Here is a 21,325-nt window from a genome sequence, read left to right on the forward strand (position 1 = left end):
TTATACGGGCGCTTCTTTTGCGAATAAAAAGTGAAGAATATATAACGCGGTCGAGAGTTTTGTAAACGCACCATTAAAAATATATAACGCGGACGCTTTTTTTGTTAACACTAATGACTGTTTTGAGCATGCGGTTGATCGTTTCGTTAGCATCGTTGATTATTTTCTTTTTACGGTTGATTGTTTTATTTATACAGTCGCCTGTTTTGTACGAGTAAATGATTCTTTTTTCGTCTTACTTGCTTGTTTTGCCGCCAGCGTTTATAAAAATACCCGGGAGAATATTGGCTATGAAAAAATACTTGATTGTTTCTCCCGGGCCGCAACAGTTTATTTATACTTTGTTGCGAAATGTGAACGCGCTGATCCGCTTGTATTCGGGGCTGTTTGTCCCAAAAACGGACAGTACGTATTTTTTCACGCTGAGGGCGATATCGACCATACCGGTATGCTCCGAATACAGAACCGCGTCTCTGGCCGCCAAGGCATTGGTTTGCGCGGTGGCGGCCTTCGTAACGATCTGGTTGGCGTCTTGAAGTTTTTGAACGTAGTTCTTTAGCGCGTCGATCTTAAGATCGGGTTCATTAGGCTGGTAGAGCGGCTGAATTTCCAGAATGGCGATGATCTGCAAAAAGTGATCGACTTGATTGTCGAAACTTTGCTGCGAAACGGAAATGGTGCGTTTCGGTGTTTCTTCCGCGTTTTCTTCGGCGGGCATCATCTTTACGGCAGCTGCTCTGCGCCCTTGAATTTTTCGATTGATGGAGCTTGCACTATCCACAGCCTTATCCGATACGCCTGATGCTTTCAGTGCATTGAGTATCCGGGTTGCCAAAGGCTTCAGCAGACTGAAGATTGTTTGGCGGTCGGCAATAGCTTGCTTAAGCATGGCTTTCGCATGTTTCACATCGGCAAGCGCGGCGTTGGCTTCGTCACGTTTTTTATTCAGCTCATCGAGCTTGAGTTCATTCCTCGACGGATTGTAGGCGGGTCCGTAGTCCGTGCAGAAAGCGATCAGCTTTTCAAATACTGCAACATTCTTCGCATGTCCTGTTTCAGCGATAGATTTCATCGGTTCCATGATTTTTGCATTAAAAAAAACTTACGGTTTCAAAGATAATTCTTTTTTTTGTATTTACAAAAAAAAGAAGCTGTTTTTTTGGGAAAAAGAAATGAGTAGCAGATTTACGTATCTTTTTTCAAATATTTCTTCATCCATATTTCTGTTTATGTTGAAATTACCCACCGACGATAAAAATATCGCTTATTTTTTTATTTATGATTTGTGGAAGAGGTTGTAATTCAGGCTTTCAGCCCTTCCGATAATGTATAAACAACCATACCCCATCCTTGCGGGATGGGGCTGAAATAGATCAGGCTTACAGCCTTTGTACTCCGAAGAAATGTTGAGAGGCTTAGGTGTTCGATTATTGGGTTGTCTGTAGCTTTTCGGACGGTGATTTTTACAGAAGAAAACATTAATCGATTTTGAATTTGACTAGTTTGATTCCTTCGTCTTTTTTATCTCCCATGATTGCGTAGCCGTACTTATCGTTGTTTTCGATAACGAAATCATACAGACCTTCGTCAAAATGCAGCATTCCGGCCGGATTTCCATCCCAGTCGAAGACGGCAATCAGGGGACCGGATTTTTTATAGCGACTATCGTCCGTGTACTTAGCATAGATGCAAGCGTCGGTACATGCCATTCCCCAAATTCCGTTTACGACGTTTTCGGCACATTGAACGAAAGGATATTTTACGTTCTTTTTCGTTACTTTGTATTCTGGCTCAAAGAAACGTTTCGTAACCGAAGGCCGGATTGTTTCCTTACAGTCGAAAATTTCGAGAATACATCCGCTCCATGTGGCATGGACGAATTTTTTGCCGTCGGGCTTTACGGCTAATCGCCCCATGTAGGAGAAATAGGAATGTTCGACCGCTATAAATTCGTCCGGTTCGTTTAAGCGAGGATATTCGTTACACGTACTGACCGTATCGACGGAGGCTGTTTTGATAAACCGGTAAGAATTCCCGAAGAAACTGCTATAGGCTGTGATAAACTGACCGTTTCCGATCGAAAAACACATATCGCCTCTGGTGTTCTTTGTTTCGGGAGGCAACATGTATTCATTAGCTTCGACGACAATCTCGCCGTTGTGGTTACGGATAGCATATTCCACCATCTTGGTTTGCATCGCATCGTAGCAATAGACTTTGCTTTCTTTCCGATCGGTCGAGTATCCCATAACAGGCCATAAGATTTCGCCGGGTCCCTGTCCGATGGTTCCGAAACTCTTTATATAGGCCCCGCTGTTTTTCGAAAACAAATGAAAGACATAGTCATTCATATCTGTTTTTCCGGAGCAGATAAGCAATGTGTCGAGTTGTTCGATGCCCCCGACATCGAAAATAAACGAATCGTTCAAGCACTCGATGGTTATCTCCTTTGTTTCGGGAAATACGGGAGCAGCATAACCTTCATCTACCGATTCTGCAGATTTCTTGCACTGAACGAAGGCAAAGCAGGCAAGAAACAGAAAAAATACATGTTTCTTTTTCATATCTTATTTATATTTAGTGTGGCAAACTTACGATTTTTTCGTAATATAAACAAGAATATCGTATTAATTTTTGCCGTATTATTGAATGGATTTCATAAAACGTTTCCATCTGATTTGATGAGAATAAGGATCGACGGATTTCCAGATAAACGATGCTTTTCCGATGATCAGCTCGTCGGGGAGCAGTCCCCAGTAACGTGAATCTTGCGAGTTTTCAACCTTGTCGCCACCCATAAAGTAATAATTGTGTGTAAATGTGTAGGATGTAATGGGCGTATCGACATTATATAGTGTATCGCGTTCGATATGTAGCGTATATCCGGTCTCCCATTCGATAATTTTCTTGTAGATAAGCGTTTCTGTTCTGCCCAATCGGATGCAGTCGCCTTTGCTGGGAATATACATGGGTCCGAAATTTTTGATATTCCATCTTAATATTGTATCTTTGGGGAAACTTTGATATAAATATTTTGAGAAATCTTGTTCGGATATCTGACTTAATTTTTGTTCGGCTAGAAAATTACCATAATGTTGAACTGTATCGGAGTTAATCTGATAGATTCCGTTTACAATACGTAAAGTATCGCCGGGTATTCCGATACAGCGTTTGATATAGTATTTAAACATATCCATTTCGATTTTATCTCGTTTGTGAGGGTGAGGGATATGAAAAACTACTACATCATTATGTTTAACATGAGTGTATCCAAAAATGCGTCTAATTTTTACTCTTTTTCCTTCAAGGGCGTCAAAGAGATTAAAAAGGCGTGCTCCGTAAGCCAATTTATTAACTAAAACATAATCACCGGGAATAATAGCAGGTATCATCGAATCTGTGGGTATGCGGTATGATCCAAAGACAAACACACGCAGCAACAGAAAGCCAATTATAATGATTGATATACTGTTAAATAAATTCAGAGCTGTATTTGCTACTTTACGAAACTGTTGTCGTTTATTTATCATTTATTCTTTTCTGCAATAACAACCTCTCCTTTTAAGTTTATCGTTAATGGCGAAATGTCCATATTACCGTAAATAGAAACCGTTTTGTTGATAAGCCCTGTTTTATCAGCATGATATGTAAGGCTAACCTCGGTAGTGTTACCGGGAGCAACAGGTTGCTTAATATAATTAATCTGTACGCAACCACATGATGTTTTTACATCATGTATAACAAAAGGTAGTTTCCCAATATTACGTATTATGACACATACTTTTTTGTTATCATCTTTTTTAAGTATTCCTAAATCAAAATTTGTTTGATCGACTTTTATTCGAGTTATTCCCGATGATTGAACAGACGGACTATACTTGCCGTTTGAGATGGCAGATAAATACATCTCCTTTATTTGCTCATTACGTATCGGATTGCCGATATATATAACCCTATTCTGTTTATCAAGCAAAAAACATTGAAAATCTTGTTGAGAAGGAAAATGATTAATCTGATTTATTTTATTTTCCTTATCAATGCAGACCGGGATATCAATACTGTCTTGTTGCAATATAAAAGATATCTCACGCAAATCTTTAGGATAGAAAAAAAACAATATTGGGACGGTATCATTTGCCATTAAATTGACTTCATGAATGAACTTCTTCCATCTGTTTAATAAAAGTTTACATTCCGTACAGCCAACAGAATCAACATACATTATAATTTTATAATCTGAAACCGGTATGTTATATTCAATCGTATCTTTTCCATATTTCGTAAAAATAAGTCCTTCCGGAAAAATAATCTCTTTTCCCTGCCATGATTTAATAATCTCCGTAATCTCTTTTTTTTGATTGTTTTCTCGGCAAGAAGAGAGGATCAAAATAAAAAGAAGAAAGATAAAAAGTTTAGTTATTTGAATTATATATCTTCTTATTCGGAGCATGATGTTCAAATTAATTATATTGTCGAATTTCTTAATCTAACAGGCCATCTAAATCAAGATATGCAAATTGAATATCCTCATTTAAAGACATAATAAGCCGGTTATGGTCTTCATCGTAACAAAATCTGACAATATGATAGTCTGTTTCCAATGTTTTGAGATGATTTCCATTCAGATCGAAGATCAAAAATTTGGTTGCCGGATTTACTTTTCTTTCAGCTATGAATTTATCACCTCCTGTATAAAGAGTAATAATTTTATCCCTACAAAATAATGTATTTACATGATATCGTCTGGGTCTCGGATAGTCTTTGCCCCATTCCGGTCCATAGATATTACAAATTAAATTACCATTAAGATCGGCAATGATCATCAAATCGTGATTCGTGTAACTTTCTACATAAAGATTATGTTTTTCGGATGCGTCAAATTCAAATCGTTTCTTCTTAATATCAGGATGTTTATACGGCATAGGGTTTATTTTGCCTGTTTTCATATTCCATCGGGCTATTGAGAGATTAAAATCAAAATCACCAATAGCTATCATTGTGTTCGTTATAGAGAGTGTATCATTGATATAAACATAATTTAGAGGAGCAAGACTGTCATTTATACTTAACCATGTTTTAGGCTTATAATTTTTATTTTGAATGATACTATCGAGATGATAACTGAAAATCTTATTTTTTCCATGATCGGAAACATATAGCAAACGTTTATCTTTATTAAATACAATATGTCCGATTCGTGTAATTTCACCGGGTCCGAGGCCTCTGTCTGCGGTACCGGTTATGTAACGATACGTGTTTTTATCGAAAAAAAGAAGTTGTTTTTCGTATGATTGATAATCACAAATAATCAGATAATTGTCTATAATATATGGCCATGAATAATTATTGATTAAAACATCTTCTTCGGGAATATGAATTTCTTTAATGCGGTCATGTACGTTGACAATATTTTCTCGTATTTTAAAGTGTTTTTCATTTGTAGAGTTTTGCGAGCATCCTCCGCAGATAAAGATAAAAAGGAGATATGGAATAAGATAAAGATTCTTCATTTTATATAGCTTATAGTAATATAGTTTAGTGTTTAAAACATTGCGCCTTAAGGCGCAATGTTTTACTTTGCTTTATCCCAGTCATACTCACCGTAATGCGGATGTATTCCATAACATTTACAATTTGAGCCATCAACAATACATCCATTCGGGCAATCCGGATTAACATGTTCATCGGCCAAAGCTTCCACATTACTCAATGCCATCTCCGAAAGATCGGTATCTTTCTGCATACTCCGGTTCACTCCGTAGCCTGTAACTACCATCACTGCGAGGGCAAAGATCCCTCCTAAAATTTTTGTTTTCATCGTATTTTGTTTTTAAAATTTGTTTTACAAACATATAGCGTGTTTTTGACATATCCAAATGCTTGTCTTATTTTTATTCTTTTTTAACTATCTGAATGGTCGTCTTATTATCTAAATGACTCTATTTTTCTTTTAAAACTATTCCTCTAAATATAGAGCTCTTATTGTATCAATCTGCTTTTTCTTTTCATTTAGTCTAATAATTTTTGTCAGTATCTCGCTGATATCGTATTTATGAAGGACTTCATCCTCAAGATCGAACGTGTAAAGCGTACGGTTGCGGAGATCGATATCGAATGTCGTGATAAAATGTTGTAATTTCAGTTCGGCTAAAGGCTTACCCTCCCAATCGAACAAATAAATGCAGGGTAATTTTTTTCTGCCGGTTTGATAGGTCTTTGCATCTTCATTGATATACACAACTCCCCAAAAATCAGGGAAAGTCGCTATGTCGTTAAACGTATAGATTCGTTCCCATAGTTTTTTGTTCTGAATATCTTCGATATCGTCTACTTTATCGCCGATACAGAGGGTTCGGGTAAACGTTCCGTCGAGCGAATACATGTTCAAATAATTCAGTCCGACAGGCATTTCTACGACGATATTGCGAGCCGGATTGAATTTGGTGATGGTCGACAGGATGTTGATATCTTGCATTTCTTCAAGTTTAACGCAATTCAATGAATCAAAAACAGCCGGATGCAGTTGTTTGTCTCTTTCGATAAGATATCTGGTCTGCTGAGTCTGCTGATGGTTGGCTTCTTTGCAAAAATAGCGCGCGGAGTCGATGATAAAGAAATTGAACAGAAAAGGCGGCAATGAATCTCGCATAAGATGCATGTCGAGCTTTCCGGTTTTAAGTGTTTGCGTAATATTGGCATTGAATACTCTCCCTCTTTGAAAGTCGTAGATGCCGGCATGCAACTCATCCCGCTCGTTGAAAAAAGTAGCCGAACTCACCCAGGGAGCCTGAATAAATTCGTTCGGACCGTTTCCTTTCGTTAGCAGGCTACCCAAGTAATCGTATCGGGGCAAGGAATAACAAGCCCAAAGATTCTCTTGTCCTTTTCCGGAAAAAATAATCATCGTATCGCAAATCTGAATATCCTGTATACCGATGATGTCGATATCGGGAACCGTCTCGTCCGAAAGGGTAAAAGTCTGAGGAAATTCTTTTACATAAACGATCTGATCTTTGAATCCCATAAAAGAAGTGGGAGAGGTCTCATGCGAAATTTGACAACTTGATAACATGGAAAAACCCATGATTACGAACCATAAAAATACGTTTTGTCTCATTTGTTTCAGGATTTAATTTATCGTAAAATGTGAATATATTGATTGGAGGTCTACATTTTTAAGATTGAGATTAAAAACTTCAACCTTGAATCCTCTTTTGCCTTCTCTCTTTTTTAATTGCTTTAAGTCGCTTAAATCTGTTTTTGACAATTGATTTCTGTCTATTGTTAAAGTGAATGTATAAAGACTCCCGGCTCTTTCAAAAATACTTGTGAATTTTATTAAGTCACCAAGAGATAGACTTTTATATATTCCTTTTTCTTCTTTTCCATGATATTGTCTGCCTGTTGGACTTTGAAAAACCATTTTTTTTCTCTGATCCTCTCAATCTCGAAAAAACATCCTGTGCTTTTTCATGAGTTAATTCATGTCCGTCATCAATAAATCGAAGGTACTTATATCCGCCGAATATTTTAGGTTTATATTGAACCTTTACTTCCGTAGCATCTGCATCTAAGGAATCCCAGATAAGTTCAGATAAAGAATTAATACCATTTGCTTTTGTTAAAGATTCAATGTGGTCTTTTTCTACGCTTATGTCGATTATTTTTCCCATAAATATTCTTTATTTATAATTTGCGTATGGCAGTTGTCAGATTGCTTTCTAGTTTGCTGAGACTACTTCAATCTTTCAATTTCTTGTTTTATTTCATCTATTACTTCTTTATTCACAATTTCTTTTCTGTCTCCATTTTTTGCAGAAAAGAGATAAAATACTTTCCCTCCAAACACTTCTGTAAATTTGATATGTGTTTCCGCTTGCAAATTATATTCTTTGAATATTTCAGGAAGCTGTATACCCGCATTAACTGGTTTGATTTGAAGACCAATATATTTGTCGCCAATTTTTATGTAAAAATCAACATTAAATAATCTATCCCACTCATCGGGCGCAGGCTCTATTTTTACATCTAACATTTTTTGCAGTTGCCCATAAATAGTACTTATTTCGGTCATATAACCCTCAAATGTTCTATCAATAACAAGTTCGAGCATATAATCAATACAATCTTTCTCTGTAATTTCTTCAACTTCCGATTGAATGACTTCTGTAATTTTTACGTATAACTTCTTTCCTAGTTCTTCTATGTGCTCCTTGGATTTCACATTTTTAAAATAATATTCTCGCCATTCTTCGATATTTCTTGGAGCACATTTTCTAATTGATTCTGAAGTTGATCCTACATTTCGTTTAAAATTCAATTGAAACCGATTCATAGCACTGTTTAGTATCCATTCTTTTGCCATTGCCTATAGATTTAAAAATTTGTTTTTATACTTAAAGTCAATTGAATTATCAACTATTGCCAATTTTTCTTTCAATAAATGAGCATTGATAAATGTTTTGTTTTCCAAATAGAGATAAGCCATTAAATGATTGTCGGAGTCGTGCTTTACTTCATCATATTTGAGAAAAACTTTTTTACCTTTCAATTTTTTGTAGAGAAATTCTGTTGCTTCTTCGTTAATATTTGGATTTTGCTTAATTCCAATTAGTCTAATAACCAAATCGTTATTTAATTTGATTAATTCGGGAGAAATAATTTCCTTTACAGAGAAAAATTCTTCACGTTTTCCTGTACTTTCGGCATCTATTTTTGAGCCGTATTGTATTTTTTTGACATCTATTTTCTTCTCTAATTTATGCGTGTCTATGAATTGATAAGGTAGTTCTTTGATTTTTTCTTCAAAATTTTCTGAGATGGTTTTTTGTTCGATAATTTCAATTTTAGTTTTTGAAAACACATCATCGCCTCCAATTTTTTCTTTAATAATTGGAATAAAATCAGGATTTATCTCGTAACCGATAGAATTCCGATTCAGTTTTTTCGCTACAGAAGCTGTTGTTCCACTTCCCATGAATGGGTCTAAAACAATTTCATTTGGGAATGAAAACATACGAATAAGGCGATAAGGCAATTCTTCGGGAAACATTGCCAAATGTTTGTCTTGTTTTGCTCCCGAAAAATGCCAATGACCATTAAAATAAGTATTCCATTCTTCATTTGTCATTATTGAATTATCTTTTTGTTCCTTTGTTGGTTGTGGTGCTTTTCCCTGCTTTTTAAAGAGTAAAATATATTCGAAATCCAATTTAACAATTCCGTTTCGTGGGTATGGAAAACTTCCCATAATACACGCTCCGCCCGAAGTATTCATAGTAGTTGTTTTCTGCCAAATAATCTGCCCCATAAAATCGAAACCGATTGTTTCGCAGAATTTGATAATTTCAGTGTGAATGGGAATTATTTTATAGCGACCATAATATGTTGAACGAGCGAATTGGTCGCCAATGTTCACGCAAAGCCTACAGCCATCGTGCAATACTCTAAAACATTCTTTCCAAGTCAGATTTAAATGATTTATATACATTTCATAATCATCGTGAAAACCAATTTGATTTTCCGTTCCGTAATCCTTTAATTGCCAATAAGGAGGGGACGTAACTATCAAATGAACACTTTTATCTTTGAGTTCGTTCATTTGTCTACTGTCTCCGTTTATTATTGTATGAGTTGTATTTATATTCATTTTCTCTAATTTATTTTTCTTTCTACAAAGATAATGCTTTTAGCTTCATACTTCTGTTAGTGTTGAAAACTTCGCTCTATACTTGCCAATATTATGTTATTTAATCCAACAGTCCATCTAAATCGAGGTATGCGAATTGAATATCATCGTCTAACGACATAATGATCCGGTTATAGTCTTTGTCGTAACACATATCGGATATGCGATAGTTTGTTTCCAATGTTTTGAGATGGTTACCTTTCCAATCGAAGACGACGAGTTTTGTTGGAAAATATTCGTCGGTAAGTCTGTTTCCGCCTGAATATGAAGCGATGATTCTATTTTTGCATAAAACGACATTTCCATAATGTTGAAGTTCGTTTTCCTCTCTGCTTCCCCAATTATTCCCATAGATATTAAACTTCAGATTACCGTCCAAATCTAAGACCGTTATCAAGTCGCGATTATGAAAAGCTTCTGCATAGAGATTATCCTCAATGGATACGTCTAATGTAATGCGTCTTTTCTCCACTTTGGGATGGGAATAGTTCATCGGTTTCATTTCTCCTGTCAGCATGTTCCATTTTGCGGCAAGCTCATTGAATTTGTTTACTCCCTCAGGGATGATAATTCTTGCATAACAGAGCGTGTCGCTGATATATTGATAGTTATCCGGGAATTGTGCCTTATTCATGTTTGCTTTAACAAACGGCATATAATTCGGATTTTGGAAGATGCTGTCGAGATCGTATCCGAAGATTTTTTGTTTGCCGTGATCGGAAACATAAATCTTCCGATTCTTTTCATCGATACCGATATGTCCGATATTTGCAATTTCTCCCGGTCCCTGTCCACGAAAAGCTGTGCTCGCCAAGTATTTGTATGTTTGCTTGTCGAACAGTAAAACTTGTTCTAAGTTAGACTTGTGATCTACTATGATCAGGTATTTGTCAGAGGAATACAATCGAGTCACAGAACCGATGAGTATATCTTCTTCGGGGATGTAAATTTCTTTAACCTGATTATGTACATTAACAATGTGATCGTTGACGTTGTAATGTTTTTCAGTTGTTTCATTCTGTACGCAGCGAGAAAATGTAAGAATTAATCCCAGATACAGGGTAAATGCGAATGTTTTTTTGCAAAAGTTTGTTCTCATTGTGTTTTCTGTATTTTTTCTACAAACATACAAGTTATGACGATAAGCTCCCAATAGCCGACGACAGTTTTTTGTTTTTTTAAGACCTTGAAATGACTTCATTTATCGCAAACACCGCTTGGACGATAAGGGTATATATTCGCTTCTTTCTCCGGCTTTTTCTTTTTTATCCGAAACGGAAAATATCATACTTCATCTTGTCATCATCGGGAGATTCCGCGTTGGGATGGTCTTTGATAATAAAAAAGCCTTTTTCAAAAATGCCCCATCCTCCATTCAGATTATAGGTGTCGTTCGATAGCGGAAATTCATCTATTACGTTAAAGTCCTGATCGAAGACCGTCAGAAATAGTTGCTTCTTAAAAAACTGCTTGTCTATCGGCATTCCGGTGGTGAAATCGATTCCGTTTACATGAAGCCTGTAATAACGCTTCTTGTACAGGTCGTAATTGACTTCGTAGAAGTGCACGTTTTCGATCAAATGCCGATACCAGTCTTCCATCGTTGCCGAATGCGTTTCCGACGCCGTATTACGCGTATAGCGACTGTCTGCTCCGTAAGTTTTCACGATTCCGCTGTGCAGGTCGATGGTGTACACATTCGAGTTAAAAGGAAAATTGTAGATCACCAGCGGAAAATGGTAGGTGACGTTGGGATGTTGCATCCATCCGTACAGATGTCCGACGCCTTGCTCGGCGCCGGTATACGGAAGGACTATTTTTTTGTGTTTCCCCTGCCGTAAATTGGCTTCGTTGATGTAAAATATAGGTTCGTCTCCCATTTTAAGGGTGACATAATACATCGATTGGCTGTGTGCGTTGAAATATAATCTGATCGAAGCATTCGAATAATTCGATGTATTGATGATGTATTCTCCTTCGTCGACAGTCAATTCGTGTTTTTCGTGTATGATGCCGGCCGTGTCGAACAGGTAAACGGTTTTGTCCGCCAAAATCCAGATCGAATCCAACGAAGTAGCGTATAATTCGTTTATTTCGCCGGCAACCGCTTGTCTTCCTTCGCGGTAGAGCTTTATATCGCGGACAACCCCGTTTGTAAAATCAAAAACGTCTAAAGCATGCGTTTGATCGTTATAACCGATTAAATAATCGTTCGTATTCAAGCTGAATGCCGCTAGGGTATGATAGTGGGGCAATGACGTATCGTCGAGGTCGATAGACAATGTATCTTTTTCCATTCCGATGATGGCTTCCGGGCTTTTCTTTTTCTCGGTCACTTTCTTCTCGTGCGAACACGCGAGTACCATCAACACGCCGGTGAGGATTAAACAGAACTGTTTCATTTCGTTTTATTTACGCGTATATGTTTTGTTGTAGGGGTTGTGCCCTGTACCGCTTACTTTCGGCGCGTCAAAGATACGTATCAAAAACGTTTCATGTATCGCTATATTTATAATAACGGAACTGACGACCTCCAACAATGCCATCTTCACGAAGATTTATGCTTCCGCATCTTGGGCAATCCATGGTTTTTTTAGACCTCATCATTCAATCAGATTATTGTCGCCCTTCCTCATAGAATAGTCGAACCAAGTCCCGTTGTCATACTTTGAATGGTTATGCGGCGCTACTCAGTACAATCCTTCCACCGAGAGATAGCGTTCTCCTGTATCGTAATTGAAAGTCACGATGCGTTTGGTGTGCCTCAGTTCGGCGGTTTTTTGGGCTACGGCGGCCAAGGATGCTCCGGTGGAAATGCCTCCCAGAATGCCTTCTTCTTTAACCAGCCTGCGAGCGTAATTGAACGCATCTTCTCGGGTAATGCGGAAAATGCTGTCGAGCACCGTAAGATCGAGCGTCTCGGGGATAAATCCGGCACCGATACCCTGAATGGCATGCGCACCTGAATGGCCTCCGGAAATAACAGGCGAGTCTTCGGGTTCCACCCCTATGACCAAAATGGACGGAAACATTTTCTTTAATTCTCGGCCCACACCTGAGATATGCCCTCCTGAGCCGATGCCGCTAATGAGATAGTCGATCCCTTCGGGGAAGTCGTCGATAAGTTCTTGTGCCGTGGTACGGGCATGAATGTCGGGATTAGCTTCATTGCTGAATTGTTGTGGTATCCATGAACGGGGTGTTTCGGCTTGAATCTCCTGCGCCTTTTCGATGGCTCCTTTCATCCCTTTTTCGCGCGAAGTGAGTACCAACCGGGCACCGTAGGCGGCCGTTAACCGGCGGCGTTCTACCGACATCGATTCGGGCATCACGATAATGGTTCGATAGCCTTTATAGGCTGCTACCAGTGAGAGGCCTACTCCGGTATTGCCTGAAGTGGGCTCAATAATGGTAGAACCCGGTTCCAAGAATCCTTCTTTTTCGGCTTTCTCGATCATATTTAGCGCGACACGGTCTTTAATGCTGCCACCGGGATTTTGTTTCTCAAGCTTAATCCATACTTCTTGTTTAGGGAAGAGTTTACTCAGTCGTACATGCGGGGTTCTCCCGATTGTTTCTAAAATGTTGTTATACTTCATTATATTGTTTTTTTGATAAGACTTATATCATCGTAAGAATGCATTTTTCGTACAGAAAGAAAAGTTTTATATCACATAATCGGAGGGTTGCGGAAACGTTTTTACCGTTCGTATTTTTATGTCTACCGAATTGTAAACGAGTGAATAGGGCGCAACGCTCCGGGTAAGCCATGTTCCACCACCGATGACGGAATCGTGTCCGATAACGGTTTCTCCTCCCAATATGGTGGCATTGGCGTAAATAACCACATCATTTTGTACGGTGGGATGTCGCTTCGTTTCCGAGAGTTGTTTCTCCACATAGAGCGCACCCAACGTAACTCCCTGATATATTTTTACGTTATCTCCGATTTGACATGTCTCTCCGATCACGATCCCTGTACCGTGATCAAGGAACAGATTCTTACCGATTTGTGCGGAGGGATGTATGTCGATGCCGACTTGCGCATGGGCATATTCGGCAAACAAACGAGGAATAACAGGCACACCTAATCTATGGAGCTCATGAGCGATGCGGTGTACGCAAAGCGCGAAAAATCCGGGATAGGTTAATATAACTTCTTCTATGCTTTTGGCAGCAGGGTCATTACGAAGATAGCAATGGGCGTCTTTATAGAGACGAATCCGTATTTCGGGTAATCGTTCAAAGAAACGGTATACTACATCATCAGCGAACGACGGATTCGTCAGTTTACCAATATTATTGTCGAGTGTTATAGCACATGTCTTCAGCTGGCTACGAAAAACTGTTATATCGACTGTTTCGCAAACGGGAAACAGTAGAGAAACAAGTGTGCGGATTGCCTCTTCGAGTTGGCATTTATCTGCCGGAATGCGGATAGGCAAAGGTTCAAACTTATCGATAAGTTTAAAAGTATCGGATGTCATAAAAAAGATATTGAAGAATGAATAGAAACTTGTTATTGCTTGTGTGAAAAGTGCATAAGAGCACCGTTATCAATTTTGAGAAAAAGATTGAATCAACAACAGCAACAACAACAATAAATTCGTGCTTTATTCATTTTGAACGTTTATGGGTTGCAAAGATAAGGCAAATCTCTTAATAAAAAAGAAAAAACATCGTACTTTATCGTATATACATTCGATTCTATAAGGAAAATTGTCGGTGACGTCGGGATGTTGCATCCATCCGTATGTATATCCGGCTCCTTGCTCGACGCCGCTATACGGAAGGACTGTTTTTTTGTGCTCTCTCGCTTTTATCTTTAGCGCGTTGTTTTTCTATATTTCTTCTACATATCGAAAGGGTGTGCCCGAAACGTTTTTTCGGCACACCCTTCTGAAATCGATCGCTTAGTAATCTGAGAACTAATTAAACTTCTTCTTAATTTCTTCGTTTCGGGCGCGTTCGTCGGCTGCCGCGTCCAAGGTCGTGATGATAATAACTTTCGAAGCAGTTTTATCCTTATGTTCCATCTGCCGCTTCTCCGTGTTCAGTACGTATATGTTTTCAATCTCTGCGGGAGGGATGCTTTTCATCCGTTCGGAAGAGATTTCTTTGCCGTTCAGATAGTACCTGATAGGAGCCTGCCTGCTTTGTGTCTGCCGCGCCGTGTCTTTCTGTATGGAGCATACGGATCCTTTGGTTAAGCGGAAGTTAACCGGTACAGTATATTCGACCGATACGGGTTTGCCGCGCTGTTTTCCGGGCTTCCATCGGGGCATCTCCTCGATGAGGCGAACCGCTTCTTTGTCTAACAACGGATCGACGCCCTGAACCACCTGTACGTCGGCCGTGTTTCCGCGTTCATCGATGATGAACTGACAAACTACACGCCCTTGAATGCCATTTTCCTGCGCGATCACCGGATATTTGATATTCCGGGCGATATATTGCATCAAAGCGGCTTGTCCGCCGGGAAACTGAGGCATCTCTTCCACAACGGTAAAGATCGGTTCTCCTTCGGATCCGGTCGATGGCTTGCGGTCGTTTCGCGTGGTTTTCTCGGAGGAGGTATATCCTACAACGACGATCTCATCGAGGTTTTCTTTCTTACGTTTCATTTCGATTTTCCCGACATCGCCCGAAGCCTTCGGTACAAGATGCATCGGCGCCATTCCGATATATGAGAAGTTCAACGTGTCTCCGGCCTGCATGCGAATCTGAAATCGTCCGTTCTCGTCGCTGATCGTGCCGCTGTATGTTCCGCTGATGAGGATGCTCACGCCTTGCAGCGCTCCCTGCCCGTCGACTATGGTACCCGATACGACGAGGGTGTCTTCTTTCTTCGTGTCGGACAGGTTTTCCGTATGTCCCTGCAACATGGGCAGAGAAGCGTCGAGCAACCCGGACATACGCTCGGTCATCGCGCCCGCGTTATTGGCTACGAGCAGCAACAATGCCAAGGGTAGCACTAAGGTGTAGGCCACCAGCTTCACTTTGGGCGATTGCTTGGCGTTAAGCATCCGGATGCGCTTTTTCAGCGGCGAGGTGTTGAATTGATTGGCGAGCGCGGTCTGCACGGGCTGATGCGCCATGCGCAATAAATGATATTGGTAGCTGCGAGCGTCGGCTCCGTCCTTCACCACGCGATGGTCGACGAGAAATTCGAGGTTGCTGTGAATTTCTTTCTTGAGCATCCATGCCATCGGATTAAACCAGCAGACGGCACAGGACAGCTCGGCCAGCAAGATGTCGAACGAATGATGCTGACGCACATGTATCTGTTCGTGTGCCAGAATCTCTTTCAGTTCTTCTTTCCGATGCATCTCGGGATGTATAAAAATCCAGTTGAAAAACGAGAAAGGAGTAGCCGGCCGCTGCAATCGGCTGACGCGTGTGCCCTCCATCTCTACCTGTGGACTGCGCCACCGTAACCATACGAGCTGCGTCAGACGAACCATCAGCCGCAACAACAGAAATCCCGTCACCGCAAGATACAGCCATAGCGCGTAATCTCCCAATGAGTAGGTCGCGGGAGCTTCGACCGACGGTGTCACCGTCAGTTCCGGCATATATTGCGTATATGTAAACGCCGCTTCGGTCAGTGTGTGGCTACGCACAAACCATTTCGAGAAGTCGGTAAACGGATATACGACCGACAAGAATAAGATGCCTTGAAGCAAATACCGTCGCAAGGTAAAAAACGTGTCATTCCGATAACACCATCTGTATACCATATAAAACACAGTGATAGCCGCGTTTACCTTCAGTAAATAAGTCCATGTTTCCATCGTTTTCTATTTTTGTTTTTCGATAATACGGATAATCTCTTTCAAATCATCGGCCGAAATCTTCTCTTCGCGGGCGAAGAACGAGACCATTTCTTTGTATGAGTTCTGAAAATAATCGCGAATAAATCCCGACATGAATTTACGTTTGTATTCTTTCTCCGAAATCAGCGGTTTACACAAGTTCGTCGTTCCTACACGCCGCATCTTCAAATATTTCTTGCGATCCAGATTTTTAATGATGGACGCAAAGGTCGTGTAAGGCATGAGCGGCTTCCCGCTTTGTTCGTGATAGCTACGAATCGTGCCCTCCCCCTGTTGCCATACAATCAACATGGCTTCTTCTTCTTGTTGTGTTAATTTTTCCATGATTACAATCGTTTTATGTTACTAATCGAACGCAAATATACGAATATTTCGTAGTGTTGGTGCGAAAGTGATGTTAAAAGATGTTGTTGGCCGATATTTTTTTCGTATCGCCCGTGAAGAAGTTATGACGTGGGGGGTAATGTTTCGATAAATTCGCGGAATGTTCCGAACGGTACGTTTCGTTTTCGGAAGAAACCGATCAACTTATCCAAACGTACTTCGGCATTATTTCCGGCATTGTGCGTGACCGTATACGGTAGTCCTTTGATTTGCTGTATGGGCATGAACTCCCACGGATGAAAGTAGGTGAGCAGATAGCCGTCGTGCTTGTATGTCCGGAGTGCCAGTCGTCGGTAGAGGGCGCCGGGCAGGTGATGAAAAGACAGCCAGAAAAGCGGGAAACGTATGTTGGGGGTCGTCGAGGCAGGCAGCTGGAGCAGCCCGTTCTGCCGAAACCACGTGCGCGGTTCGTGCCAATGGTTGTATCGTCCGGGCAGGTAGGTGGGATTGAGGGAAGAGTTGTAGCGGTATCCGGCCTCGAAAAGCGCGGCATCCGGGACGTCGGCCATGCGGGGCATGCGGAATCCTTCGACACGTTGGCCGGTGAGCTTTTCCAAAATATCTTTCGAACGTTTCAGGTCCGCTTCTTCAAAGGCGCTGTGCTCATAGCCATGCGAGGCGACTTCGTGCCCGCTCTCACGGATCTCACGGATCAGTTCGGGGGTATTCTCCGCAAATCGGGCGGTGCAGAAAAACGTCGCTTTTACCTTGTGGCGGGAAAGACAACTCAATATCTTCCGGCAACCTTCGGACGAAATGCGGATCTGTTCTTCCCACGACAATGACAACCCATATTCAAACGGCAGGTCAAATTCTTCGATGTCAAAACTAAGCAATATCATATTCAGTAAAATGGCATGTTATCTCGAATGTCTCATGATTTGTGGACCGAAGGACTGAACTCAGACACTCGCTCGTCTTTCGCGGCATAATCGCGGGTCATCATCTCATAGATCAGTTTGAACCAAATCAGCACGCACGGCAAAGCTTTCAGCGCGTAGGGCTGAACGTAAGGCCGGTAGAGGAACGCAGGAAAGAGGTCGGACGGTGACATGCTGGTCAGGATAAAGGCAAAAATAAGCAACGCGACATCTCCTTTCGAACGCTTCCATGGAACTCCCCAAAACCAAACAGCTACGCCTGTCAAGGCGATAATGTAACTGCTCGACTCGCTACCGGTACTGAACAGGACGACAAACAGCATGACGGAGACTAAAAACATCCGTCGGAAGGCCGGAAAAGCATATTGCCTGATGCGCAGATAGGGCAGGGCGAAAAGAATCAGTCCGGGGATGATCAGCCACATGTCGGAATAGTCAGGATTGCCAGATATTTTCCGAACAATGCCCAACAACGAGATATTTTGGGCGCGGGCGAAATGATTGACGGCATTTTTGGCGATTAAGTCCGGTAACCATTCGCCGTATTGATTGAGGATGTATTCGGGGGAAGAATACAACATGGGTAAGGCAAAAAACACGATGCTCCATCCGATCAGGGAAAGGATAAATTTTGTTTTGTGGCGCGAGAAAAAGAAAAACGCCAGTCCCACAATACCGTAAATCTTAACAAATGTGCCGATAACGATCAATAGAGCGGCCCATACATCCTTTTCTTTTTCTATACAGACGAAGACAAGAATGAGCATGGCGCCAATAACAATATTAAACTGTGCCAAACTGAGGGCCGTGTATAATTCATTGGCACAAAACCACATGATGAACAGAATCTTTTTTCGTTCGAAAGAGAGTGAGCGTATGGCCATAAACAGCAAAGCGCTCATGGCGGCAAGCCACAGCAGATACCCGAATTTCGCTGGGAAGACGGCAAACGGCGCGACAATGAAACTGAACGACGGCCCATAATGATTGACATCGTGGTAAATCTCCGGATACTCGGCATAGAGTGGTAATTGTTCTAATACATGCCAAAATACGTTTCGGAAGATGATAAAATTATTGTTGGGATGTTTGAGCAACCACGCCGCCAGCACTGCCAAGCCCCATACAACGCCAACAGTCGTGTAGCGGTTGAAAACAGGATGGCAACATACGTTCTTGATGCTTTCTCTCCAATTCATGAGTACTTGTTCTCTTCTTATTTGACAGAAAATAGTTCTTTTTGAATATCCGTTGACTGATGCGGCAAATATAGCCGTTTTTGAATGGATACCGGTCGTTTTTACATAAATTATGCTTTGTCTGTCTTGCCGGTAAAGGGAAAGTAGTGCTTTTATGTTTTTCTGTTTATCAGATACATATTTTCTTAAATGTTCCCGACTAAAACGATTATATATCGAATATGTCACTATGCTGTTTGATTGTCTGAGGAAATCGGAAAAGAAGGTTGGGGAAGAGATCAAAAAACGAATCTTGAGATATCAAAAAAACACAGTACATTTGCATTGCTTAAAAACCTGCAGGGGAGTATGTTTTCAAAACATAATTCAAGACATAAACACATGCTGTTTTTCGTAAAAAATCGACTGATAGGCAGTTTCCGTAAGTCGATGGGATTGATTCTGTGCTGGATGATCTGTTTATCGGTCTTTCCTCATGACAGGAATCATCGCTGTCAGATTCAGGAATTACTTGATAAGGCTGAAGAGATGTTAAATGCCGATCCTTCTAAGGCAATATATTATTCGAGTCTGGCTATTACTGAAGCGCAGAAGGTAGGAAATATAGGTTGTAAGACGATGGGGCAAGCCATATTGGGTGAAGCCTATATGAATCAGGGTGATTTTAATATCGGATTTGAAATATTGACTCATGCGATGGAGGCTTGTCCGCCAGATAGTTTGCATTTGAAGGGTTGCATATTTCTTCACCTGTCCGGAGCATACCTGAAACTGAAAGATTTGCATAAGGCTTTTATGTACGTGGACAAAGCTGCCGATATTTACCGGGCACAGAATGATTCGCTTCATTTAGCCCGCTGCTACAATGCACGAGGCTTAGTTTATATCCAGAAACCGGATAATGTTCGTGCCGAAGAAAATTTTAAGGCGGCTTTGAGTATTAATCGCAAGATGAATAATCTCTCATCACTTGCAGCCAACCTGAATAACCTTTGTTTATATGAAGGAAACAGTGTTGAAAAAGTAGCCTTATTAAACGAAGCGATTACGATAAATCGTTCATTAGGGAAGATTTGGGCTTTAAGTGAAAATTACAATAATCTCGGAACGCAATATTTTTATGCACACAGTTACGACCATGCTTTGTCCGCTTTGGATACGGCTATGAATCATGCCACAAAGATCAATGCAAAAGAATTGATTGCAGACAACTATCGTTATAGGTCGTGGGTTTACGAAGCTCAGCGAGATTACAAAAAAGCTTATACTTATTTATTGTTACTTTATGAGGCGGAAAAAGATTTGTTGATGATGAATGAGATGAGACAAATCGAATTGAATATCGTACAAAAACACCTCCATGATAAGGAGCAACAAATGATTATGCAGGAGCAAGCGTTTCAAATCGACTTCCTCCGTTTGTGGATATCTATCGCTGTCTTAGCTGTAATTGTTCTTATGCTCGTACTCTCTTATGCGGTATATCACTATCGGCAGAAGAAGAAACTGGTGTTACTCGAAGCATCCAGGCAACTTGAGAATCATGAAAAAGAACTTATGGCGCTGAAGTTGAAACAGTCAGAGGGTGAGGCACAGGTTGTACAGCAAGAACTTGAACACCGCCGGAAAGAGTTGACCAATCTTGCTTTTTTTATTCGTAGCCGGAATGATTTATTGGCACAGATACAGGAAAAAATAAGAGCGGGATATAAGCTTTCGCCTGCCGAAAGTGAACGTCATTTACGCAATATTTATACCTATATATCACAATTCAGCACTCGCGATACGGAAACGGGAGTTTTAATTGACGAAATAAACCGGCAGTTTATCGAACGCCTCTCACAGCTTCATCCTAATCTCTCCGGAAATGAGAAACGTTTATCTTCTTTGCTGCGTGTCGGATTGTCGACGAAAGAAATAGCCTCCATCATTCATTCGACCCCTAAAACAGTCAATATGGCGCGTTATCGGTTACGAAAACACTTGAATCTCGAAACGGATGACAGCCTCACAGAGTATATGAAGCAGATATAGATGATCTCTCGTCTGTAAAAATTGATTACCAATTTGGGTATGTTTTTAAGTGTAGATAGATGTTTTTTGAATCTATACAAAAGATCATAATGTAGTATGCGTTGTAATGATTATATATCTAATAAAGAATGTTTTATTTTTTCTTTTGTAGATATAAATAGTTCCTTTTAATAGGGTTTGTAGATATAAAATAGGATTGAAAAAACTTGACAAATGAACCTTAAATATCTAATCTTGTCAAAAATTTTAATTTGAAATACTATGATATTAACGCAAAGTCAGAATCGATTAGGTATCGGTTTA

Annotated in this window: 19 protein-coding genes; 1 reads left to right on the forward strand and 18 read right to left on the reverse strand. The window is 40.4% G+C overall.

What is annotated here, in order from left to right; all coding sequences use genetic code 11:
* Window positions 1-334 precede the first annotated feature (334 nt).
* The 18 genes from ACTTKA_RS04120 to ACTTKA_RS04205 form a co-directional block, all read right to left on the reverse strand.
* Window positions 335-1,081 carry a hypothetical protein gene (locus ACTTKA_RS04120; protein WP_442724079.1) on the reverse strand — a complete coding sequence of 249 codons (747 nt, stop codon included), beginning with the start codon at window positions 1,079-1,081 and terminating at the stop codon, window positions 335-337.
* Window positions 1,082-1,478: 397 nt separating this feature from the next.
* Window positions 1,479-2,564, reverse strand: coding sequence for a BF3164 family lipoprotein (locus ACTTKA_RS04125; protein ID WP_442724080.1), 1,086 nt, complete (start codon window positions 2,562-2,564; stop codon window positions 1,479-1,481).
* 78 nt (window positions 2,565-2,642) lie between these two features.
* Window positions 2,643-3,530: a signal peptidase I gene (gene lepB, locus ACTTKA_RS04130; RefSeq protein WP_442724081.1), complete on the reverse strand. Its 888-nt coding sequence runs from the start codon at window positions 3,528-3,530 to the stop codon at window positions 2,643-2,645.
* Entirely contained in the window at window positions 3,527-4,450 is a 924-nt protein-coding gene (locus tag ACTTKA_RS04135; protein WP_442724082.1) for a DUF1573 domain-containing protein, read from the reverse strand. Before ACTTKA_RS04135 ends, lepB begins: the two co-directional genes overlap by 4 nt.
* Window positions 4,451-4,481: 31 nt before the next feature.
* Window positions 4,482-5,510, reverse strand: coding sequence for a 6-bladed beta-propeller (locus ACTTKA_RS04140; RefSeq protein WP_097559814.1), 1,029 nt, complete (start codon window positions 5,508-5,510; stop codon window positions 4,482-4,484).
* 62 nt (window positions 5,511-5,572) lie between these two features.
* A complete protein-coding gene (locus tag ACTTKA_RS04145; protein WP_097559813.1) occupies window positions 5,573-5,818 on the reverse strand; it encodes an NVEALA domain-containing protein in 246 nt (81 codons plus the stop codon).
* A 138-nt stretch (window positions 5,819-5,956) separates the two neighbouring features.
* A complete protein-coding gene (locus ACTTKA_RS04150; RefSeq protein ID WP_442724083.1) occupies window positions 5,957-7,024 on the reverse strand; it encodes a BF3164 family lipoprotein in 1,068 nt (355 codons plus the stop codon).
* Window positions 7,025-7,361: 337 nt separating this feature from the next.
* Window positions 7,362-7,673: an ATP-binding protein gene (locus tag ACTTKA_RS04155; RefSeq protein ID WP_442724084.1), complete on the reverse strand. Its 312-nt coding sequence runs from the start codon at window positions 7,671-7,673 to the stop codon at window positions 7,362-7,364.
* A 62-nt stretch (window positions 7,674-7,735) separates the two neighbouring features.
* Complete coding sequence (locus tag ACTTKA_RS04160; RefSeq protein WP_060830677.1) at window positions 7,736-8,365, reverse strand: MjaI family restriction endonuclease; 630 nt, start codon at window positions 8,363-8,365, stop codon at window positions 7,736-7,738.
* A 3-nt stretch (window positions 8,366-8,368) separates the two neighbouring features.
* Complete coding sequence (locus ACTTKA_RS04165) at window positions 8,369-9,649, reverse strand: DNA methyltransferase (RefSeq protein WP_442724085.1); 1,281 nt, start codon at window positions 9,647-9,649, stop codon at window positions 8,369-8,371.
* Between the two features lie 100 nt (window positions 9,650-9,749).
* On the reverse strand, window positions 9,750-10,787 hold the full coding sequence (locus ACTTKA_RS04170) for a 6-bladed beta-propeller (RefSeq protein WP_442724086.1): 1,038 nt from the start codon (window positions 10,785-10,787) through the stop codon (window positions 9,750-9,752).
* A gap of 166 nt (window positions 10,788-10,953) precedes the next feature.
* Entirely contained in the window at window positions 10,954-12,090 is a 1,137-nt protein-coding gene (locus ACTTKA_RS04175; protein ID WP_442724087.1) for a DUF4221 family protein, read from the reverse strand.
* 288 nt (window positions 12,091-12,378) lie between these two features.
* Window positions 12,379-13,287, reverse strand: coding sequence for a cysteine synthase A (gene cysK, locus ACTTKA_RS04180; RefSeq protein ID WP_442724088.1), 909 nt, complete (start codon window positions 13,285-13,287; stop codon window positions 12,379-12,381).
* Between the two features lie 66 nt (window positions 13,288-13,353).
* Window positions 13,354-14,175, reverse strand: coding sequence for a serine O-acetyltransferase EpsC (gene epsC / locus ACTTKA_RS04185; RefSeq protein WP_385994503.1), 822 nt, complete (start codon window positions 14,173-14,175; stop codon window positions 13,354-13,356).
* Between the two features lie 441 nt (window positions 14,176-14,616).
* Entirely contained in the window at window positions 14,617-16,482 is a 1,866-nt protein-coding gene (locus ACTTKA_RS04190; RefSeq protein WP_442724089.1) for a TonB family protein, read from the reverse strand.
* Window positions 16,483-16,488: 6 nt separating this feature from the next.
* The gene (locus tag ACTTKA_RS04195) at window positions 16,489-16,848 is read right to left on the reverse strand and encodes a BlaI/MecI/CopY family transcriptional regulator (protein ID WP_014223794.1); all 360 of its coding nucleotides are present in this window, start codon (window positions 16,846-16,848) and stop codon (window positions 16,489-16,491) included.
* Between the two features lie 122 nt (window positions 16,849-16,970).
* Window positions 16,971-17,750, reverse strand: a complete 780-nt coding sequence (locus ACTTKA_RS04200; RefSeq protein ID WP_442724090.1) for a polysaccharide deacetylase family protein — start codon at window positions 17,748-17,750, stop codon at window positions 16,971-16,973.
* Between the two features lie 32 nt (window positions 17,751-17,782).
* Window positions 17,783-18,988, reverse strand: coding sequence for a glycosyltransferase family 87 protein (locus tag ACTTKA_RS04205; RefSeq protein ID WP_442724091.1), 1,206 nt, complete (start codon window positions 18,986-18,988; stop codon window positions 17,783-17,785).
* Window positions 18,989-19,369: 381 nt separating this feature from the next.
* On the opposite strand from ACTTKA_RS04205, the gene ACTTKA_RS04210 reads away from it, so the two are divergent.
* Window positions 19,370-21,022, forward strand: a complete 1,653-nt coding sequence (locus tag ACTTKA_RS04210) for a tetratricopeptide repeat protein (protein ID WP_442724092.1) — start codon at window positions 19,370-19,372, stop codon at window positions 21,020-21,022.
* Window positions 21,023-21,325: the final 303 nt, after the last annotated feature.

It is taken from the genome of Tannerella sp., assembly GCF_052170195.1.
Classification (GTDB): domain Bacteria; phylum Bacteroidota; class Bacteroidia; order Bacteroidales; family Tannerellaceae; genus Tannerella.